Source organism: Neoroseomonas lacus, assembly GCF_014644535.1.
GTDB lineage: Bacteria > Pseudomonadota > Alphaproteobacteria > Acetobacterales > Acetobacteraceae > Neoroseomonas > Neoroseomonas lacus.
The window spans coordinates 494,999-514,566 of sequence record NZ_BMKW01000001.1 but is presented as its reverse complement, the minus strand read 5'-3'; the positions used below and the strand labels follow the sequence as shown (position 1 = coordinate 514,566).

The following is a 19,568-nucleotide window of genomic DNA, read 5'->3' as shown; positions in this document are numbered from 1 at the left end:
CGCCAGGTGCGCCTGCCCGGCCACGGCGCTATCCTGGACGGGGCGATCGGCGGGGCCGATGCGGGAAATACGGCGCCCTGTGGGCCGCCCAACGGGAGCTCAGGCGGGGAGCAACTCGGCCACAGCGATGCCGGCTTCCCCGCACACCGCATAGTACAGCAGGACCCGGCCGCTTTCCTCGAAGATGCAGGGATCGCGCAGCTGGTTGACCGGGGCGTTGATCGCGCCGCGCCAGGAGGGCGCGAGCGGCAGGTTGGCACCTTCCCAGGGTTCCACCGGGCGCAGCACCGGCCACTCGCCCTCGGCGCGCCAGGACATCCAGTCGCCGGTGAGATCGACCTCACTGAGCAGGATACTTTCCGGCAGGTCGCCGACGCGGGTCCAGAACACCTCGAGCCGGTCGCCGCGCAGGCGCAGCGCGGTGTGCCGCTGGGTTGGCGGGAACAGCGTCGGGCCGCGCTCGAAGCCGGTCAGCCCATCCTTCGAGCGGAACATGATCCCCGGCATGGCCAGCGCATAGGTCCAGCCGCCATGGCGGAAGACGCGGAAATAGGAGGGGCCGAGCAGTTCCGGCAGAGCCCGGAAGGCAATGCCGTCGCTGCTCAGCGCCACTCGGCTGCGCTGGGTGCGGAAGCCGACCAGGCCGTGGAAATACATCACGATGCGGCGGTTCGCCTCATCCACGTGCACGTCGGGCGAGGCGATGTGCGGGTGGGTGGCGTCCTCCAGCGGGTCCTCGACGCCGGGGGTGCCGGGCGGGGCGCGGCCGGGCAGCCGGTCGCCGCCGCCGGTATCGGCGGGGATGGCTGGCGGGTCGGTGGGGAACAGGCTGTCGGCCAGGGTCAGGCTGCCGGGGCCATGCACGCGCCAAGGCCCCTCCGGCGCATCGGCGTAGGCGAGGCGGATATAGGCGCCCTTGTGGTCGGCGAAATACAGGTAGTAGCGGCCGAGCGGGTCGCGCACCCAATCCGGCACGCGGATCACCGAGGGGCCTTGGATGTTGCCGCCCATGCGCGCATCCATCTCGGGGCGGATCACCGGATTGCCGGGCAGCCGGGTCGGGCGGTAGCGGTTCATCGGCGTCCCCCGGCGAGGATGCTGCACTGAGCGTCGAGGGGTGCCGGGACGCGCATGAGGCTGTCTCCTTCCGTCGCGCTGCCGGCGCGGTTGGGAGCGAGGCTCGCATGGGGGATGGGCGCGCGACAATGTTCCGGCCGGCGCGTTTCGACTCGCCAGGGTGGAGTTCGCGGGTGCAGCATGACGGCATGGATGATGCTGTCCCGACTGATCTCCTTGCCGACCTGCTCTCCCGCCTGCGGGCGGCGCGGGAAGCTGCTTCGGCCGACCCGTTCGGCGACCCGGTGCTGCTCGTCGCGCTCGATATCAGCCGTGCGCTGGATGAAGGCCGCGTCACCACGGATGCGCTGGCCGGGCTGATCGCCCGCATGGCGCGCGACGCGGCGCAGGATCGCGCGGCGCGGCTGGCGGCCTATGCCTGCATGGGTGACGATGCGGCGGCGCTGGCGCGCATCGCCGCGCGGCTGGTGCGGCCCGACCCCGAGGACAGCCCGGTGCCCTACGCCGCCTTTCGCGAGGCGGTGGAACGCACCCGTTTCGCCGCGGTGTTCACCGCGCATCCGACCTTCTCGATGCCGCTCGCCACCGGCACGGCGCTCGCCGAGGCCGCCAGTGGCGTGGCGCTGCCCGAGGGCTTGTCGAATCGCCCGGCGCCGGTGACACTGGAGGAGGAATTCGCCCAGGCCGGCGCGGCGATCGCGCGCGGGCGGGATGCGCTCGATGCGCTGTCCGCCGCGTTGTTCGAAGCGGCATGTGTGGTCTGGGGCGAACGCGCGCTGCAATTGCGGCCGCGCCCGGTCATCCTGACGACCTGGGTCGGCTACGACACCGATGGGCGCACCGATATCGGCTGGAACGACACGCTGCGGCTGCGGCTGCGGATGAAGCGGCTGCAATTGGCGCGGCTGGCGGATCGGCTGGAACCGCTCGGTGCCTGCGCGGCGCCCGTTGTCGCGCGCGCCAGGGAAGCCGAGGCCGCCGTCGCCGCGCAGGAAGCCGCCGCGCCCGTGAAGCCCGATGCCGAGAGCACGCGGGCCTTCGCGCTGACGATGATCGATCGGCGTGAGGCGGCGCTGACCGCGCCCGAGCCGCTGCTCGCGCTGTTTCCGGCGGCGATCGAGGCGGCGCCGGATGCGGCCACGCGTCTCGCCTTGGCGGTGCAGCGGGCGGGGTTGGCGGCGCATGGGCTGGCGCTGGCGCATACCCATGTGCGGCTGAACTCGACGCAGGTGCACAACGCGCTGCGCCAGCGGCTCGGCATCGCGGCGGCGCCGGAGGATCGCGCGGCGCGGCGCGGGTTGTTGACGCAGATCAACGCCGCGCTGGCGGAGGTCAAGACGGTGCCACTCGATTTCGGCGCGCTGTTGAGCGAGCAGGCTTCGGCGGTGCGGCTGGTGATGACCTGTGCGCAGGTGATCAAGCATGTCGATGGCAGCCAGCCGATCCGCTTCCTGATCGCCGAGACCGAGACGGGCTACACGCTGCTCGCCGCGCTGTGGCTGGCCCGGCGCTTCGGCATCGCCGACCGGGTGGAAATCTCGCCGCTGTTCGAGACGGCCGATGCCCTGGAGCGCGGCGAGCGGGTGCTGGAGGAAGCCCTGCGCAGCCCGCATTTCCGCGACTATCTGCGCCTGCATGGGCGGTTGTGCCTGCAATTCGGCTATTCGGATTCGGGGCGCTATGTCGGGCAATTGGCGGCGTCCTATCTCGCCGAACGGCTGAAGATCCGCCTCGCCGAGCAGATGCGCCGGCACGGGCTGGAAGGCATCGAGCTGGTGCTGTTCGACACCCATGGCGAGAGCATCGGCCGTGGCGGGCATCCGGACAGCCTCGCGGATCGGTTTGCCTATCTGTCACCGCCCGCCGCACGGGCGGCGCTGGCGGCGGCGAACCTGCCGCTGCGCGAGGAGACCGCCTTCCAGGGTGGTGACGGCTATCTGCTGTTCGGCACCGAGCGGCTGGCACTGGCGACGGTCGCGCGCATTGCCGAGCACGCCTTCGCCGCACCCGGCGAGGCCGACGATCCGATCTATGCCGAGGCGGATTGGGGCACCGATTTCTTCGCCACCATCCGGCGTGAAATGGCAACGCTGGTCGAAGACCCGGGCTATGCCGCGCTGCTCGGCGCCTTCGGGCCGGGGCTGCTTGACAGGACCGGCTCGCGCCCGGCGGCGCGGCAGGCGGATGGCGGCGGCGGGCCAGTGCGCATCACCCACCCGTCGCAGCTGCGCGCCATTCCGAACAACGCGATCCTGCATCAGATGGGGTTCTTGGCGAATACACTGCATGGGCTCGGTGCCGCGGCGGCGGCGAACCCGGAGGCCTTCGCCGACCTCGCGGTGCGCTCGCCGCGCTTCGCCCGCGCGATGGCGATGGCGCAGCGGGCGGCAGCCTGTTCGGACCTCGGGGTGCTGCGTGCGGCGGTGGATATGCTCGACCCGTCGCCCTGGCTCGATCGTGCCGGCTTCACCAAGCGACCAGGTCGGCGGGAGGCGCTGACGGCGGTGTCGAGTGCGCTGGAACGGCTGGGCCTCGCCTCGGCGACGCGGCGGATGTTCCGCCGGTTGCAGGCGGACCACCAGGCGCTGCGCGCCGCCTGGCCCGATTTGCCGGTGATGCAGGACCGGCTGGTGCTGGCGCATGCCGTGCGGCTGTGCCTGGCGCAGCGGCTGTGGCTGCTGGCGGTCTCGCTGCCGGAATTCAGCCCGCGCCATGGCGCGACGCGCGACAGCCTGGTGGCGCGGCTGCTGCAATTGGATGTGCCGCCGGTGCTCGACCTGCTGGGCGAGATATTCCCCGCGGCGCCGGACCCCTCAAGCGGGCTGGATTTCGGCGAGCCGGCCGGGCCGCGCGACGGGACCTCCTACGCCGCCGAACATGCGGCGATCTTCGGGCCGATGGCGGTGATCTTCGGGCTGGTGCGGGAATGCTCGGCGGTGATCAGTCATGAGGTCGGCGCGTTTGGGTGAAGCGTTTCGGCGCGTCAGGGGTGGCGGCGCGGCAGGGTTCGGCCATGGTCGTGCTTCGCTGGCTCGCGCCGCTGGTTGTTCTTCTCATGGCGTGGCCGGCCGGGGCCGAGGAACGCTGCCCCACACGGCGGCATGTCGATTGCGCCGGGGCTGAACGCGCCATCGCCGCCGCCATCGCCGCCGACCCCTGGATGACGCTGATCGACCAGGCGTGGCGCATGCGCATGGCGGAGCTGTCGCATCTGCTGGGACCGGCCGGCGCGGCGGAACTCGCGGCGCAGGATGTCGCCCAGCGCCGCGTGCTGTCGCGGGACCTGTTCTTCACGCCCGACGGCGCGGTGGAACCCGACAGCGTCCCGGGCCTGCGCTGGCGGATGGAGCTTTGGCTGATGCGGCTGATCCGGCTACAGCCCGACCCCCCTGCCGTCATGGAAGGGATCTGGTTCAACCTCACCGGCGAGGCGGTGATCCGGCGGCGCAATGGCGGCCGCTACCTGGTGACGATCAGCACGGTGGAACCCTACGCCCTGGCCTCGACCTGCGAATATGAAGGCGAAGGGCAATCCGACCGGGCCGATCGGTTGGAGACCGATGACGGTGCGCTTGAGCTCACATGGGACGGCCCGATGCTGCGTATCCGCCAGTTGGTCATCGGTCACCAACCCTTCTGCGGCGCTGTTGCCACCGTTACCGGGCGCTATTTCCGCATCGGGGATGCCGATTGACGCCGGGACCATTCGAGCGGGGCCGGATGTCTAAAACGGACACGCGACCCGAGGCCGCGAATGCGGCCCGCCAGCAGCCCAGCGAAGGTTCGGCAAACGGAGGTTTGCGCGTCACGCTGGGCGCGCCTCCGGCACGACGCGTGTGAGGGCACGTACATGTGGATGCCAATGGTCGCGAATAGCGAGCGGTGGTCTCAGAACCCGACGCAGGCACTGCGATAGACGGTCAGCACGGAATCCTGCTGGAAGCGCGACGTCCAGACCTGTTCCAACGGCCGAACCCGGGCGCGGGCCTGCTCGGCACTGGCGCCTGGCAGCACCAGCGTCACCACCTTGCTGGCTTCGCGCAGGATGCGCGCATCGGGTCCGCGCCATTGCCCGGCGCCGTCCACCGTTGTCAGCCCGTCGGGGAAGGCGGGCGTCACCGTGTCGTCGAGAAACGTCTGCCATTCCGCATCGGTGACCGGTGCGCGGCCGCGCACGTCGCGGCCGAAATAGGCCTCGGCGACCGTCGCGCGCTGCGTCCCGGCGGGGCAGGTCGGCTCAAGGCCGGCGCAACCCGCGGCCAGGCCGGCCAGGAGAAGCGCCGCCAGCCTCACGCCGAGGTCGCCAGCAGCACCACGCCCGCGGCGATCAACGCGATCGCGCCAACCTTGTGCACGCCCATCGTTTCGCCGAACACCCACCAGCCAATGAGCGCGATCACCACATAGGAGATGGCGGTGCAGGGCAGCGCCACGCTCATCGGGATTTTCCGCAAGGCGATGATGTAGAGCAGCGACGCACCACCATAGAACACTATGCCGACCATGGTGTGGATGCGGAACAGCTGGTCGATGAAGCTGCCCTCGGCTGCGACGGAGTGGCTCGCGCCGTATTTCAGCAGCACCTGCCCGATCATGGAGGCGCTGATCGCCGCCGCCAGCGCCAGCCAGTACAGGATCATCGGGCGTCGTCCCGGGCCGGGATGATCTCGCGGACCACGCCCTGCGGCTTGCCATTGGCCGACATGAAGGCACGCCCGACATATTCGCCCATCACGCCGAGTATCAGGAACTGCACCCCCGCGATCAGCAGCGTGACGGTCATCAGCGAGGCCCAGCCGGAGGGCGTCTCGCCGATCATCGCCTCGATGATGGTCCAGAACGCCGCGATCAGCCCCAGCGTGCCCATTCCAACGCCCGCGAAGATCGCCATGCGCAGCGGCAGCACCGAGAAATTGGTCGCGAGGTTCAGCCACAGCCGGATCAGCCGGCGCATGGTGTAGTTCGACCGGCCTTCGGCGCGGGCGAAGTGCTTCACCTCGATGCTGTCGAGCCGCTGGGTGATCTGCATCAGCAGGCCGTCGATATAGGGGTAGGGGCCGCGATATTTGACGACCTCGGACACTGCCAGGGCCGACATGCAGCGGAAGGAGGAGAGGTACAGCCCCGCCGGCTTGTCCATCAGCTGGTCCGCCACCCAGTTGGCGAAGCGCGAGCCGAGGTTGCGCCAGCCCTCATGCTCCTTCACCGCATAGCGGGTGTAGACAACGTCGAAGCCGCCGAGCCGGGCGTGGTCGTACAGCTTCACCACCTCCTCGGGCGGGTTCTGCAGGTCGTCATCCATGGTGATGACATAGGCGCCGCGGGCATGGCGCAGCCCGGTCATGACCGCATTGTGCTCGCCGAAATTGCGCGCATGTTCGATGAAGGTCAGCGGAATGGTGGCGATGCGCGCCAGCTCCCGGCAGACAGCGCCGGAATTGTCCGGGCTGCCGTCATTGACCAGCACGACCTCGAGCCCGCCTTCGGGCGACAGCTTCGAGAGTTCGGCGACCAGCGTGCCGACGGTGGTCGCGCCATTGTAGACGGGCACGACGATGGAAAGGCCGACCGGGTGCGTCGCCCCGGCCGAAAGGGTGGTCATGAAGTCCGTCTCCGACATCAAGGTCGCGTCGCGACCAGAAGGATTGATCCGCCGGCAGGATAGCGCAGGCCCAGCCGGGCGAGCCCATGCTCGAGAACCGTGGTGCCGTACAAGGCGGCGTCGAGCCAGGGCGGGAAGGGCGCCACGTCGCTTTTCGCCGCTTCATCCGAACGCAATACCTTGCGCTGCAGGATCATCAGCGGAAGAAGGATGGCATTCCAGTAGCGTGCCTCGATCGCCGTGAACCCTGCCTGAACCAGAAGGTCGCGGCCCTGGCCGGCGGTGAAACGGCGGTCATTGTGCACGCGCTCATCATGGGTGGAGCGCAACCATTGGTAGGCGGGCAGGTTCAGCACGACCGTCCCGCCCGGGGCGAGGACGCGGTGGAACTCCGCGACTGCCGAGGGCGGATCGACGGCGCGGTGGCACAATACATCGCAGGAGGTGAGCGCTCCGAAGGCCCCATCGCGGAACGGCAGGCGGTTGGCGTCGCCGGCCGACGCCAGCGCGCCGGACTTCGCACCCGCACGCGCCGCCGCCTGCGGACTGAAGTCGAGCCCCGCCAATGGCTGGCCGAGCGACGCGAGCCGGCGCAGCAGCCCGCCCGTGCCACAGCCGGCATCGAGCACCGCGCCGGCAGGGCCCGGCCGGCGCCGCAAGGCATCCATGACACGCATATGGAGCGCGCGGTACCACCACATGCGCTCCTCGGCCGCGTCCATCAGGTCGTATTCGGCGGGTTCCACGGCACCAGTTCATTGCATCGCAGCAAGGCCGGAACATGGCATGGCGATGCCCGGTGCCGCCGTAATCCGGTTGCATCCTCGCATTTCCGTCATAAGGATGCACGGCGTCCATGAGCCAGTTGCAGCGCCAACCCGAGTCCGGCCCGGTCGAGCCCTATACCACCCACAGCCCGGCCGTGCCACGGGAGGTGCCGGCGAGCCGTGCGCGGATGGTGCGCTGGGCCGGCTTCGCCCCGGCGTTGTTCTTCCTGGTCATCGTCATGCTGCCGCCGCTCAACCACGATGCCGCGGCGGTGCTCGACTTCTCCCGCCGCTGGCTGGCCGGTGAACGGCTCTACATCGACCTGATCGATGTGAACCCGCCGCTGATCTTCATCCTGAACCTGGTGCCGGCGGCGCTGGCGCGATGGACCCCGCTCGGGCCGGCGCAGGCCTTGGTGCTGTGCCTGCTTGGCGTCGCCGGGTTGGTGTGGTGGCTGTGTGCCAGCCTGCGCGTCCGCGAAACGGAGGGCGAGGTCGAGGCGGCGGTGCTGACCACCTGCCTGCCGCTGCTGCTGGTCATGGCGGGCTCGGATTTCGGCCAGCGCGACGTGCTGATGGCGATGGCGGCGATCCCGTATTGCCTGCTCGCCGCGCGGCGGATCGAGGGGCCACCGGCGCCGGGACGGCTGGCGATCGGCGTGGTCGTGCTGGCGGCGCTGGCCTTCGCGCTGAAGCCCTATTTCCTGATGGTGCCGCTGATGGTCGAGGGGCTGGTTGGCTGGCGCCGTGGCTTCGCCCGCGCGGCGCGTGACCCGGTGCCCTGGCTGATGGCGATGGTGTGGTTCGCCTACCTGCTGCTGGTGCTGGCCGCCTTTCCGGCCTTCTACCAGAAGGTCCTGCCCTTCGCCTGGGAGGTCTATGGCGGCATCCATGGGCCGGGTCCCTGGCGCGTACTCGTCACCGACATGATGGGCGCGGCCACGTTCCTGTTGCTGGTGGCCGTGGTGGCGGCGATGCGCTGGCAGGCCGGCGCCTTCGCCCAGGCCCTGGCCGTGGCGGCTTGCGGCGCCTTCTTCAGCGCCTGGATGCAGCACAAGGGGTGGCCCTATCACGTCATTCCGGTCACGATCCTGGCCTGTGGGGCGGTCGTGTTTGCCGCCGCACGCTGGGTGGACCGGATGCTGCCCCACGCCAGCGCGTATGCGGTGGCGCCGGTGCTGGCGGCGGTCGCCTCCATCGCCATCCTCCTCTACACCGTGCATGGCAGCGAAACGCCCTGGCGGGAGGCCGAATATGCCGACGGCACCGCCGACCGCCTCGCGACCTGGTTGCGGCAGCAGGCGGGCGGTTCGGATGTGCTGGTGCTCAGTCCCGACATCTTTCCGGTGCAGCCAGCCCTGACCTATGCGGGCGCGCGCCAGCGGTTACGCCCGATGAGCACCTGGATGTTGCAGGCGACCTATCGGCATTGCCCGGATGGCGCCTCGCCCTATCACGAACTTGAGCAGATGGGTCAGGCCGAGAGGAGCTTCTTCCTGCGCACTGCCGAGGATTTCGCCGCCGCGCCGCCGCGCGCACTGGTGGTGCAGCGCGATGCCAAGATCCATGATTGCGGCGCCCGCTTCGATCTGCTCGACTATTTCCTGCGCAGTCCAAGCTTCCTTCATGCCTTTCGGAACTACCGCCCGGCGGGTGAGATCGACGGCTACCGCCTGTTCCTGCGGCAACCCTGACGCTGGAGCGGGTACGGCACCATGGCCGATTTTGAGCCTAGGCGACACGGCGGGCTGACGATTCCCACGGGCGCGGAATCAATCCGCGGCATACTGCTCATCCTGCTCGCCTACTTCGTGATCACCGGCGCCGATGCCTCGGTGAAGTGGGCGCTGCCGCAGGTCGGCGTCGCCGTCTCGATGATCGCGCGCGGCGTGGTGGGGGCGATCGCCGTCCTGGTCCTGACGCGGGGGCGCGGCATCCGGGCGGTCAATGGCCGTCTGCTGACGATGCGGGGGCTGTTGCATTGCGGCGTCTCGGCGACCTGGTACTGGGCCTGGTCGCGCGGCATGCCGCTGGTTGATTCATATGCCATCGCCTCGGCCGCACCGTTGCTGATGACCATCTTCGCCATTCCCATCCTGGGCGAGAAGGTCGGCTGGCGGCGCTGGACCTCGACGCTGGTCGGTTTCCTCGGTGTGTTGTTCATGCTGCAGCCGCAAGGCGATCTGTGGCGGTTCGAGACGCCGTTCCTGATGGTGGCCGTCGTCGCCATGGCGGTGACGCGGATCTGGACGCGGGTGCTCTCGGCGACCGACGGGCCGGCGTCCGTTGCCTTCTGGCTGATGGTCGCGCATATCCCGGCCGGGCTGCTGCTGTTGCCGGGCTTTCCGCCGCCGCCGGTGATGCCCGGGGCCGGCGTGCTCGTTGCGCTGCTGTTCTTCGGCGTGGCCAACGCCATCGCGCATATACTGTTTGCCCGCGCCTTCGGCCTCGCACCGGTCTCGGCGCTGGCGCCGTATGAGTATTCGCCGTTGTTGCTGGGTGGTGTCCTCGGCTTTCTGATCTGGTCGGAGGTGCCGGCCTGGACGACGATCGCCGGCGCGGCCGTCGTCATCGTCGCCGGCCTTTACAATCTGCATCGCGAAAGGGTCCGACGGGCCGCCGAGCGGCGCGACGGCCTTCACTGATGCCGCTTCGCCACGATATTCGCCGCGGTGCGCTGATGATGCTCGGCGCCACGGCGCTGTTCACCGTGATGTCGGCGATCATCAAGGGGGTGTCGGACGACATCCACTTCATCGAGATCATGTTCTTCCGCTCGGCCTTCGCGCTGCCGGTGATGTTCGCCATCGCGGCGCGGCGGCATGACTGGAACCTGCTGCGCACCAAGCGGCTGAAGGGCCATGTCGTGCGCGCCTTCACCGGCACCATGGCGCAGGGCTGTTCCTTCTTCGCCCTGACGGTGCTGCCGCTCGCCGAGCAGACCTCGCTGTCCTACACGACGCCGCTGTTCGTCACGATCCTGTCGATCCCGTTCCTGGGCGAGAAGGTCGGCATCCATCGCTGGTCGGCGGTGTTGCTGGGCTTCGCAGGCATCCTGGTGATCGCGCTGGGTGAGGGCGCGTTCCAGGGCGGCGGCATGCCGCAGGGGATCGTCGCGGTCGGCATGGCGGCCGCCGTTGTGCAGGGCGTGTGGTCGGCCATCACCACTCTGCTGGTGCGCAGCCTGTCCGCGACGGAATCCTCGACGACCATCGTACTGTGGCAGTCGTTGCTGATGACCGCCTTCACTCTGGTGGCGCTGCCGTTCTTCTGGACCACGCCGAGCCTGGGGGAATTCGCGCTGCTCGTGCTGGTCGGGCTGATCGGCGGGGTCGCGCAGATCCTGCTGACGGAAGCCTATGCCTCGGCGCAGGTCTCGGCGCTTGGGCCGTATTCCTACACCTCGATCCTGTGGTCGGTGGCGCTGGGCTGGGTAGTCTTCTCGGATCAGCCGAGCTGGAGCACCCTGGCGGGCGCCGTGCTGATCGTCGCCTCGGGTCTGTATATCCTGCACCGGGAACTCAAGCGCGCGGCGATGCGGAGGAACCAGTGAGCATCCCCTTCCTCAAGGAAGACGCCCTGCCGCCGGGGCAGGTCGAGAAGACCGCGCCAGGCGTTCGTCGCGTGCTGTGCGACAATCCCGGGCCGTTCACTTGGCGCGGCACCAACACCTGGATCATCGGGCAGGGGTCATCGGTCGCGGTGCTCGACCCCGGGCCGGAGGATGCCGCGCATCTTGCCGCCATCCTGCGCGCGACGGCGGGGGAGCGGATCACCCACATCCTCGTCTCCCATACGCATCGGGACCATTCGCCGGGCGTCGCGGCGCTGCAGGCGGCGACCGGCGCGCGTTCTTACGGCTTCGGCCCGCACGTGACGCCACCCGACCAGGGCGGTGAGAGTGGTGACCACAGCTTCCACCCCGACGTGCTGTTGCCCGACGGCGCCAGCGTCGAGGGCGATGACTGGCGGCTGAGCGCGATCCATACGCCGGGCCATTGCGCCAACCATCTCTGCTTCGCGCTCGAAGGGACCCGCATCCTGTTCAGCGCCGACCACGTCATGTCGTGGTCGACCACCGTCGTCAGCCCGCCGGATGGCGACATGGCGGCCTATATGGCGTCACTGGCGCGCCTGCAGGCGCGCGACGACCGGCTGTACCTGCCCGGCCACGGGCCGCCACTGCCCAACCCGGGGCCTTTCGCCAGCGCGCTGGCCGCGCACCGGATGGAGCGCGAGGCGATGGTCCACGCGGCGCTGCGCCGTGCCGGGCGGGCGACAGCGCAGGAGTTGGTGCCGCCGGTCTATGGTCCGGCACTCGATGCACGTCTGCTGCCGGCGGCGGCGCGCAGCCTGCTGGCGCATCTGATCAAGCTGGAGAGTGAGGGGGCTGCGGCTCGCGACGGGGAGCACTGGGAGGCGCTGTAGGACGAAAGGCCAGAGGGGCTTTGCCCCTCCGGACCACCCCACTCCGGCGCATGATGGGCGGGCAGGATCGGCGCCGAGCCCCACCCGAACGCACGGCGCGCGTCACGCCGAAGCAACAATCCCATCCTGCCCGGCGCCAAAAGAGGGCATTCCAAATGACCCCGTCATTTGGCGGGGTGGTTTGGAGGGGCGGCGCCCCTCCAACCTTCTCACTTCATTGGTGGCCGCGACCGGCGCGCCGGCGCCTTCACCGGCTGCATCGGAATGATGTGGATATGCGCGTCATCCCCATCTGCCTTGCGCGCCGCCGCGGCGAAGCGCGCCGCCGCATAGGGCGCGACCTCGAACTGCGTCTCGCGTGACAGGATGCGGATGCGCCCGATCTCCTGCCGCGTCACATGCCCACGCCGGCACAGGAAGGGCAGCAGCCATTTCGGGTCGGCGCGGCCGTCACGGCCGACATCCATGCGGAACCAGATGCCTTCCTGCCCGTCGGCGACCAGGGGCGTGTTCTCGCGCCGTGGCATGGCCTCGCGCGGGGCCGGGCGGTCGTTGATCTCGCTCAGCTCCTCGGGGGCCGGCAAGGGGCCGCGCAATACGTGCAGCAGCGCCGCGGTGACCGCCTCGGGCCCATGCGCGGCGAAGGCCGGGTCGGTGAGCAGGCGGCGCGCCAGGGCGATATCCGCATCGTCCGGCTCCTCGGTGACCAGGGTGAGGGCTTGTTCGCCCAGGCGCTCATCGTCACGCGCGCGCACGGCTTCGACGGAGGGCGCGGGGCCCCAGCTGGCCTTCACGCGCGCGGCCGAGATCAGCCTTTCGCCCAGGCGCCGACGCGTGTGCGGCACCAGCAGGACGGAGACGCCCTTGCGCCCGGCGCGGCCGGTGCGGCCGGAGCGATGCAGCAGCGTATCCGGGTCGCGCGGCAATTCGGCGTGGATCACGAGGCCGAGATCCGGCAGGTCGATGCCGCGTGCGGCGACGTCGGTCGCGACGCAGACTCGCGCCCGGCCGTCGCGCAGGTTCTGCAGGGCGCGATTGCGCTCGGCCTGGGAGAGTTCACCCGATAGCGCGACGGTCGAGAAGCCGCGTTCGGACAGGTTGCCATGCAGGCGGGCCACGGTGGCGCGCGTCGCGCAGAACACCATGGAGATTCGTGCATCCTCGAGCCGCAGCACGTTCACCACGGCGCGTTCGATCTCATGCGGGGCGACCACGGCGGCGCGGTATTCGATGTCGCCATGCGGTTCGGACTGGCTGGTGGCCTCGATGCGCAGCGCGTCGCGCTGATAGCCCTTGGCCAGGGCGGCGATGCCACGCGGCACCGTCGCGGAGAACAGCAGGGTGCGTCGTTCGGCCGGCGTCTCGTCGAGAATCGCCTCCAGCTCCTCCTTGAAGCCGAGGTCGAGCATCTCGTCGGCTTCGTCCAGCACCACGGCGCGCAGCGCGGCGGGGGCGAGGTTGCCGCGTTCGAGGTGGTCGCGCAGGCGGCCCGGCGTGCCGACGACGATATGCGCGCCCTGGGAGAGCAGGCGGCGCTCGGCGACCGGGTCCATGCCGCCAACGCAAGAGACGATGCGCCCGCCGGCCGGCGCATAGAGCCAGGCGAGTTCCGCCTTCACCTGCAGCGCCAGTTCGCGCGTGGGGGCGACGACCAGCGCGAGCGGCGGGCCGGCCGGTGGCAGGCGCGGCGCGTCGCCGATGAGCTCGGGGGCGAGCGCCAGGCCATAGGCGACGGTCTTGCCTGAGCCGGTCTGAGCGGAGACGAGCAGGTCGCGTCCAGCCGCTTCCGGCGTGAGGACGGCCGATTGCACGGCGGTCGGTTCGGCATAGCCGCGGGCGGTGAGTGCGTCGCGCAGGGGCGCGGGCAAAGTGTCAAAAGACATGAGGCAGGTTCCGGAGAGCGCGGCGGAGCGTAGCGCCTGCGCGGGCGGCGCGTCGGGCGCGCGATGGGGGAGTGTTTGTCACAGAGAGGCGTCCGGGTCGAGCCGAATGACGTAGGAGCGCCAGTCGGTGTGCTCGGCGATGCGGTCATACAGGGCGATGGCGCCCTTGTCGGCCTCGGGCACGATCCAGCGCAGATGCGACCAGGCGCGCGCGCGGCCGAGGTCGCACAGCGCGGCAATGAGCGCGCGCGCGAGGCCGCGGCCGCGTTGGTCGGGGCGCACGAAGAGGTCGTCGAGCGCGCCGCAACGACGGGCGAACACCACCTCGGGCAGGTCGAAGAAGATGGCGAAGGCAAGGATGTCGTCACCCTCGGTCGCGACGAGGATCTCGGTGCGCGGGTCTGCCGCGAGCAGCGCGGCGGCCTGCGGGCCGGGCGCGGGCCGGCTGCCGGCCAACGTGTCGCGCATCTCGCCGGCATAGGTTTCGAGCAGGGCGGCGAGACGGTGGCGCTCGGCCGGGGGCAGGGGGTGGATGGTGGTCATGATGGAGCCTCACGCGAAAAGGGCGCCGCCCGCATGGCGGACGGCGCCCCTTCGCCGGGATCGGCGATGCTCTCAGTCGGCCGGGGTTTCCGACATCGGCTCGGGGGCCGGTGCGGCAGCGGCGGCGGCAGCGGCCTTGGCGGCCTTGTTCGCGGCGCGCGTCGCGGCGGCCTTCTTCGCCGCTTCGACGCGAGCGCTGGACTTCACGACGGCCTTCTTCGGGGCTGCCTTGGCGGCGGCCTTCTTCGGCGCGGCCTTCTTGGCGACGGCCTTCTTCGGCGCGGCCTTCTTCACCGCGGCCTTCTTCGCGATGGGCTTCTTGGCAGCGGCCTTCTTCGGCGCGGCCTTCTTGGCGGCGGCCTTCTTCGGCGCGGCCTTCTTCACCGCGGCCTTCTTCGGCGCGGCCTTCTTGGCGACGGCCTTCTTGGCAGCGACCTTCTTCGGCGCGGCCTTCTTGGCAGCGGCCTTCTTCGGCGCGGCCTTCTTGGCAGCGGCCTTCTTCGGCGCGGCCTTCTTGGCGGCGGGCTTCTTCACCGCGGCCTTCTTGGCGGCCGGCTTCTTCGCGGCGGCCTTCTTGGCAGCCGGCTTCTTGGCGGCGGCCTTCTTGGCGGCCGGCTTCTTCGCCGGTGCCTTCTTCTTCGCGGCGGCCATCGCCATTGGCTGGGCGCGCAGGCCTTCTTCGGTCTCAGTGGTCTCGATGATGTCTGTCATGGTGTCTGGTGTCTCCGAGCGTTCCGGTGAGTGGGGCGCGACGCATATGCGGGCGGCGGCTCCGTGGGGGACAGCAGGTGGGAACGGGTCGGCTTCAGGCGCGCGGACCCCGCGGCGCGCTCCATCGGCTGCCTGGCGATCAGTTGGATGCGGGCGACGCAATGCGGCGCGTTGGCGGTAAATCCCCACCGCTTGACGCTGCCGGTTTCGCCGTCGCCGGATGGCAGCAGCTGCGCTGCATGATCCGGCGATGCGGGATGGGTGGTCTCTTGCGCCGTCCATCCCAAGTGCCTGCGGTCCATCGACCGTCCTTCCCTGCTGCGGCGGTCACCCGTCGCGATGCGTCGTTGCTCTCCGCTGCTTGACGATCCGACCAAGTCGTTTGGATCGACGTGCGAGAGATCGAGTTCGACGAATCGCGCAAGATGATTCGCGCGCAGTCCACGCTATCTGCACGCGCATATTGCGTGTCAACAGAATCCGTGCGCACGCGCGTGCAAATTGCACGTCGCGCACGTCGCGATGCTGATTGTGTTGCGCGCGTGTCGCGTTCGCGGCGCGATGGTGTCGTGCAACGCATCAGCGCAGCACGCGTTGTCCTTCCGTCGCGCTGCGTGCGCGCCACGGAAGGACGCAGGCGTCAGCCGCGCTGCGGCAGTGGCACGACGGGGCGTTGTTCGACGCCGGTATAGACCGACAGCGGGCGGATCAGCCGGTTGTCAGCCGCCTGTTCCAGCACATGCGCCGCCCAGCCGGTGATGCGCGAGCAGACGAAGATCGGCGTGAAGAGCGGGATGTCGAAACCCATCAGGTAGTAGGCGGGCCCTGCCGGGAAATCGAGGTTGGGGTGGATGTTCTTGCGCGCCAGCATGACCTTCGCGAGCACGTTGGAGGTGTTCATCCAGCGCTTGTCGCCGACCACCTCGGCCATGATTTCGGCATACTTCTTCATGGTGGGGACGCGGCTGTCGCCGGTCTTGTAGACGCGGTGGCCGAAGCCCATCACCAGCGCCTTGTGGTCGAACTTGCCTTCCAGCCAGCTCTCCGCCGCCTCGGGGGACGGGATCTCCTTCAGCATGTGCATCACGGCCTCGTTGGCGCCGCCATGCAGCGGGCCCTTCAGCGCGGCGATCGCCGCGGTGATGGCGCCATGCATGTCCGCCTGGGTGGAGGTGACGGTGCGCGCGGTGAAGGTCGAGGCGTTGAAGGTGTGCTCGGCGTACAGGATCATGCTGACGTCGAAGGCCCTCAGGACCTCCGGCTGCGGGACCTTGCCGAACACCATGTTGAAGAAGTTGGCGCCGAAGGACAGCGAGGCGTCCGGCGCGATCGGCGCCTGGCCCTTGCCGGCGCGGTGCGCGGCGGCGACGGCGGTCGGGATCTTGGCCAGCAGGCGCATCGCCTTGCGGCGCTGCGCGGCGTCGCCGATGTCGGCCCATTCGGGGTCCTCCATCCCCATGAAGGAGACGGCGGTGCGGATCGCATCCATCGGATGCGCGTCCTTCGGGAAGTCGGCGATCACCCGCAGCAGGGCGGGGGAGAGCGCGCGGTTCGCCTTCTCCTCGGCCTGGAAGGCGGCGAGCTGGGCGGCGGTCGGCAATTCGCCGTTCCACAGCAGGTAGGCGGTCTCATCGAAGGAGGCGAGTTCGCACAGGTCCTGCACGGCATAGCCGCGATAGGTCAGGCTGTTCGTCTCCGGCATCACCTTCGAGATGCTGGAGACGTCGGCATAGACGCCGACGAGGCCCTTCTTGATGTCGGGGGTATCGCTCATGGCTTTCCTCATGCTGGCCGTTCGGCGCGGTGGAACGTGTGCGGCGCAGCAGAATAGGCCGGGGCGAACCCCTGGCAACAGGGCGCCGCTGTCAATGCGCCGGGGCGCCCCCCGGGCCGCGCGGCGCGCGCATCAGCAGTACCAGCGGCAGGGCGGCGGCGAAGAAGGCCGCCATCATCAGCAGCGCGTCGTTGTAGGCGAGCACATTGCCCTCGCGCGTCACCATCATGGCTAGGCGCCGCAAGGCCACCAGGTCGGGATCGACGCCGTTCAGGACATGCGTGGCCATGCCGTCCTGCATGTGGGCGAGCATCGCCACCGCCTCGTTCCGGCCGGTCGTCATGCCCTCGGCCAGATGCAGCCGGTGTGCGGCGCCGCGGTCGATCACCATGGTGTTGATCAGCGCCAGGCCGAAGGCGCCGCCGAAATTGCGCATCAAGTTGAACAGCCCGGCGGCGTTCTTGATCGCCGGTGGCGGCAGGGTGCCCATCGCCAGGGTGGTGACCGGCACCATCACCAGCATGATGCCGAGCCCGCGCAGCCCGAGCGGAAACCACAGTTGCGGCAGCGCCGACTGGTTGGTCAGCCGCGCGGTCAGGAGCATCGCGATGCCGGTGATGGCGAGGCCGAGCGCCACCAGCCAGCGCGCATCCACCCGGCGCGACAGCATGCCCACCACCGGCGAGGCGACGAACATCACCGCCCCGGTGACGAACATGGTCTGGCCGATCTGCAGCGCGTCGTAGCCGCGCACCGAGCCGAGGAACAGTGGCACCAGGTAGACGCTGCCGTACAACGCCACGCCGAGGATGAAGCCGAACATGCTGCCGATGGCGAAGTTGCGGTCGGTGAAGGCGCGCAGATCCACCACCGGATGCGGGTTGGTCAGGCTGCGCCAGAAGAACAGCGCGCCCGAGACCGCGGCGATGGCGGCAAACGTGGCGACGGTGTCGTCCTGCAGCCACTGCCAGCGCGCGCCTTCCTCCAGCACGTAGTCGAGGCTGCCGAGGAACAGGGCGAGCAGGCCGAGCCCGAACCAGTCGAAACGGGAGAACAGGGTGAGGTCCGGCCGGTCGAGGTCGAGGGTCAGCCACACCGTCACCGCGATGAAGATGCCGACCGGCACGTTGATCAGGAACAAGGCGTGCCAGGAGAACGCCGCGGTCAGCATGCCGCCCAGCGTCGGGCCGAGGGTCGGCGCGAGCGTCGCGGTCAGGCCGATAATCACCGTCGCGCGCACCCGCGCCGCGCCGGGGAAGAGCAGGAAGGAGGCGGCGAAGACGGTCGGGATCATCGCCCCGCCAAGGAAGCCCTGGGCGGCGCGGAAGGCGATCATCATCGACAGCGAGGTCGCCAGCGAGCACGCGAAGGAGAAGATGGTGAAGCCGATCGCCGAGATCACGAACAGCCCGCGCGTCGAGAGCATGCGCGAGAGGAAGCCCGACAGCGGGATCATCACGATCTCGGCGATCAGGTAGCTGGTCTGCACCCAGGAGGCTTCATCCGCGCTGGCGCCGAGGCCGGCCTGGATGTCGGCGATCGAGGCGGAGACGATCTGGATGTCGAGCACCGCCATGAACATGCCCAGCACCATCGCGAAGAAGGCGAGGGTGGTGCGCGCGCCGACCGGCGCCGTGGCCGGGGCGGCGCTGGCACTCATGGCGCGGGAGCGGGGTCGGTGTTGACCGTCACCGTCGCCGAGAGGCCCGGTCGCAGCATGGCGTGGCTGTCGTCGAGCGCGATGCGCACCGGCAGGCGCTGGATGATGCGGGTGAAGTTGCCGGTGGCGTTCTCCGGCGGCAGCAGGCTGAACAGCGCGCCGGTCGCCCCCGCGAAGCTGTCGAGATGGCCGCGCAGCGTCTCGCCGGTTACGTCGAGCACCACCGAGACGGGCTGACCGGCGCGCAGGGTGGCGAGCTGCGTTTCCTTGAAGTTGGCCACCACCCATTGGCGCGAGGCCGGCGGCGTCAGCGAGATCAGCCCCTGGCCCGGCTTCACATGCAGGCCGAGCTGGGCGGCGCGGTTGCTCACCGTGCCGTCGAAGGGCGCGCGGATGATGGTGTAGGCGAGGTTGTTCTCGGCCAGCGCGAGGTTTGCCTCGGCCTGGGCGATGCGGGCGAGGGCGCTCTCGGTCTGCGCGGCGAGCACGGGCAGCGCGGCGGCGGCGGCGGCCTGGCCGGCATGGGCGGCGGCCAGCGTGGCATCGGCCTGGTGCATCGCCGCGCGGGTCTGCTCGGCGCGTTCGCGCGAGCCGACGCCGCTCGCCGCCAGCGAGCCGAAGCGGGCGGCCTCGGCGACGGCGAGTTCGCGGCCGGCCTGGGCTTGCGGCACGGCGGCGGCGGCGGCATCGAGGTTGGCCTGTGCCTGGGCTTCCTGCGCGAGCAGCGCGGCATGGGCGGCGCGCGCCTCGGTGACGGCGGCGGCGGCGAGGTCGCGGCGCGCCTGCCAATCGGCATCGACCAGGCGGATCAGCGGCTGGCCGGCGGTGACGGTGGCATTGTCGGCGACCAGGATGGCCTCGATGTCGCCCTCGATGCGCGAGGAGATCGGCGCGATGTCGCCGGCGACATAGGCGTCGTCGGTGGTGACTTCGCCGCGATGCAGCCACCACCAGCCGCCGCCGGCGGCCGCCAGCAGCGGGATGCAGAGCAGGCCGAGAAGGCGCGGGGACAGCCGGCGACGGCGCTTGACCGCGGGGGCGGTACGCGTCGGCAAGACCGGAGGGAGGGCGTCAGGCATATGAACCATACCGTTCAGTTCAGTTTCTGATTGCGCCGCCGAAC

Annotated in this window: 17 protein-coding genes; 6 read left to right on the top strand and 11 right to left on the bottom strand. The window is 69.9% G+C overall.

Going from position 1 to position 19,568, the window contains the following annotated elements; translation table 11 throughout:
• Positions 1 to 99: 99 nt before the first annotated feature.
• On the bottom strand, positions 100 to 1,077 hold the full coding sequence (locus IEY36_RS02560; RefSeq protein ID WP_188965332.1) for a hypothetical protein: 978 nt from the start codon (positions 1,075 to 1,077) through the stop codon (positions 100 to 102).
• A 188-nt stretch (positions 1,078 to 1,265) separates the two neighbouring features.
• Here IEY36_RS02560 and IEY36_RS02555 point away from each other — a divergent pair, with 188 nt between their 5' ends.
• Together IEY36_RS02555 and IEY36_RS02550 are read left to right on the top strand one after the other, a co-directional pair.
• A complete protein-coding gene (locus tag IEY36_RS02555; protein ID WP_188965331.1) occupies positions 1,266 to 4,046 on the top strand; it encodes a phosphoenolpyruvate carboxylase in 2,781 nt (926 codons plus the stop codon).
• On the top strand, positions 4,043 to 4,771 hold the full coding sequence (locus tag IEY36_RS02550; RefSeq protein ID WP_188965330.1) for a hypothetical protein: 729 nt from the start codon (positions 4,043 to 4,045) through the stop codon (positions 4,769 to 4,771). Before IEY36_RS02555 ends, IEY36_RS02550 begins: the two co-directional genes overlap by 4 nt.
• Positions 4,772 to 4,965: 194 nt before the next feature.
• On the opposite strand, the gene IEY36_RS02545 is transcribed toward IEY36_RS02550, so the two are convergent.
• The 4 genes from IEY36_RS02545 to IEY36_RS02530 are packed head-to-tail and all read right to left on the bottom strand — an operon-like array spanning position 4,966 to position 7,425.
• Complete coding sequence (locus IEY36_RS02545; RefSeq protein WP_229681040.1) at positions 4,966 to 5,370, bottom strand: DUF3574 domain-containing protein; 405 nt, start codon at positions 5,368 to 5,370, stop codon at positions 4,966 to 4,968.
• Complete coding sequence (locus IEY36_RS02540) at positions 5,367 to 5,717, bottom strand: DMT family transporter (RefSeq protein ID WP_188965329.1); 351 nt, start codon at positions 5,715 to 5,717, stop codon at positions 5,367 to 5,369. The genes IEY36_RS02545 and IEY36_RS02540 overlap by 4 nt, the downstream gene beginning before the upstream one ends.
• A complete protein-coding gene (locus IEY36_RS02535) occupies positions 5,714 to 6,679 on the bottom strand; it encodes a glycosyltransferase family 2 protein (protein ID WP_188965328.1) in 966 nt (321 codons plus the stop codon). The genes IEY36_RS02540 and IEY36_RS02535 overlap by 4 nt, the downstream gene beginning before the upstream one ends.
• A 17-nt stretch (positions 6,680 to 6,696) precedes the next feature.
• Entirely contained in the window at positions 6,697 to 7,425 is a 729-nt protein-coding gene (locus tag IEY36_RS02530) for a class I SAM-dependent methyltransferase (RefSeq protein ID WP_188965327.1), read from the bottom strand.
• 110 nt (positions 7,426 to 7,535) lie between these two features.
• On the opposite strand from IEY36_RS02530, the gene IEY36_RS02525 reads away from it, so the two are divergent.
• Genes IEY36_RS02525 through IEY36_RS02510 form a run of 4 tightly spaced genes read left to right on the top strand, consistent with a single transcriptional unit; the run spans position 7,536 to position 11,874 of the window.
• Positions 7,536 to 9,140, top strand: a complete 1,605-nt coding sequence (locus tag IEY36_RS02525; RefSeq protein WP_188965326.1) for a hypothetical protein — start codon at positions 7,536 to 7,538, stop codon at positions 9,138 to 9,140.
• 21 nt (positions 9,141 to 9,161) lie between these two features.
• On the top strand, positions 9,162 to 10,091 hold the full coding sequence (locus IEY36_RS02520; RefSeq protein ID WP_229681038.1) for a DMT family transporter: 930 nt from the start codon (positions 9,162 to 9,164) through the stop codon (positions 10,089 to 10,091).
• Positions 10,091 to 10,999 (top strand): DMT family transporter, encoded by a 909-nt coding sequence (locus IEY36_RS02515; protein ID WP_188965325.1) that lies wholly within the window; start codon positions 10,091 to 10,093, stop codon positions 10,997 to 10,999. The genes IEY36_RS02520 and IEY36_RS02515 overlap by 1 nt, the downstream gene beginning before the upstream one ends.
• Positions 10,996 to 11,874 (top strand): MBL fold metallo-hydrolase, encoded by an 879-nt coding sequence (locus IEY36_RS02510; protein WP_188965324.1) that lies wholly within the window; start codon positions 10,996 to 10,998, stop codon positions 11,872 to 11,874. Before IEY36_RS02515 ends, IEY36_RS02510 begins: the two co-directional genes overlap by 4 nt.
• A gap of 209 nt (positions 11,875 to 12,083) precedes the next feature.
• Here IEY36_RS02510 and IEY36_RS02505 read toward each other — a convergent pair whose 3' ends face one another.
• The 6 genes from IEY36_RS02505 to IEY36_RS02480 all read right to left on the bottom strand — a co-directional run bounded on the left by IEY36_RS02505 (position 12,084) and on the right by IEY36_RS02480 (position 19,524).
• Complete coding sequence (locus tag IEY36_RS02505) at positions 12,084 to 13,757, bottom strand: DEAD/DEAH box helicase (protein ID WP_188965323.1); 1,674 nt, start codon at positions 13,755 to 13,757, stop codon at positions 12,084 to 12,086.
• 78 nt (positions 13,758 to 13,835) lie between these two features.
• Positions 13,836 to 14,300 (bottom strand): GNAT family N-acetyltransferase, encoded by a 465-nt coding sequence (locus tag IEY36_RS02500; protein WP_229681037.1) that lies wholly within the window; start codon positions 14,298 to 14,300, stop codon positions 13,836 to 13,838.
• Positions 14,301 to 14,372: 72 nt separating this feature from the next.
• Entirely contained in the window at positions 14,373 to 15,011 is a 639-nt protein-coding gene (locus IEY36_RS02495; protein ID WP_188965322.1) for a histone H1-like repetitive region-containing protein, read from the bottom strand.
• Positions 15,012 to 15,651: 640 nt separating this feature from the next.
• Positions 15,652 to 16,785, bottom strand: coding sequence for a bifunctional 2-methylcitrate synthase/citrate synthase (locus IEY36_RS02490; RefSeq protein WP_188965321.1), 1,134 nt, complete (start codon positions 16,783 to 16,785; stop codon positions 15,652 to 15,654).
• A gap of 91 nt (positions 16,786 to 16,876) precedes the next feature.
• Entirely contained in the window at positions 16,877 to 18,445 is a 1,569-nt protein-coding gene (locus tag IEY36_RS02485) for a DHA2 family efflux MFS transporter permease subunit (protein WP_188965320.1), read from the bottom strand.
• Entirely contained in the window at positions 18,442 to 19,524 is a 1,083-nt protein-coding gene (locus IEY36_RS02480) for an HlyD family secretion protein (protein WP_188965319.1), read from the bottom strand. Before IEY36_RS02480 ends, IEY36_RS02485 begins: the two co-directional genes overlap by 4 nt.
• Positions 19,525 to 19,568: the final 44 nt, after the last annotated feature.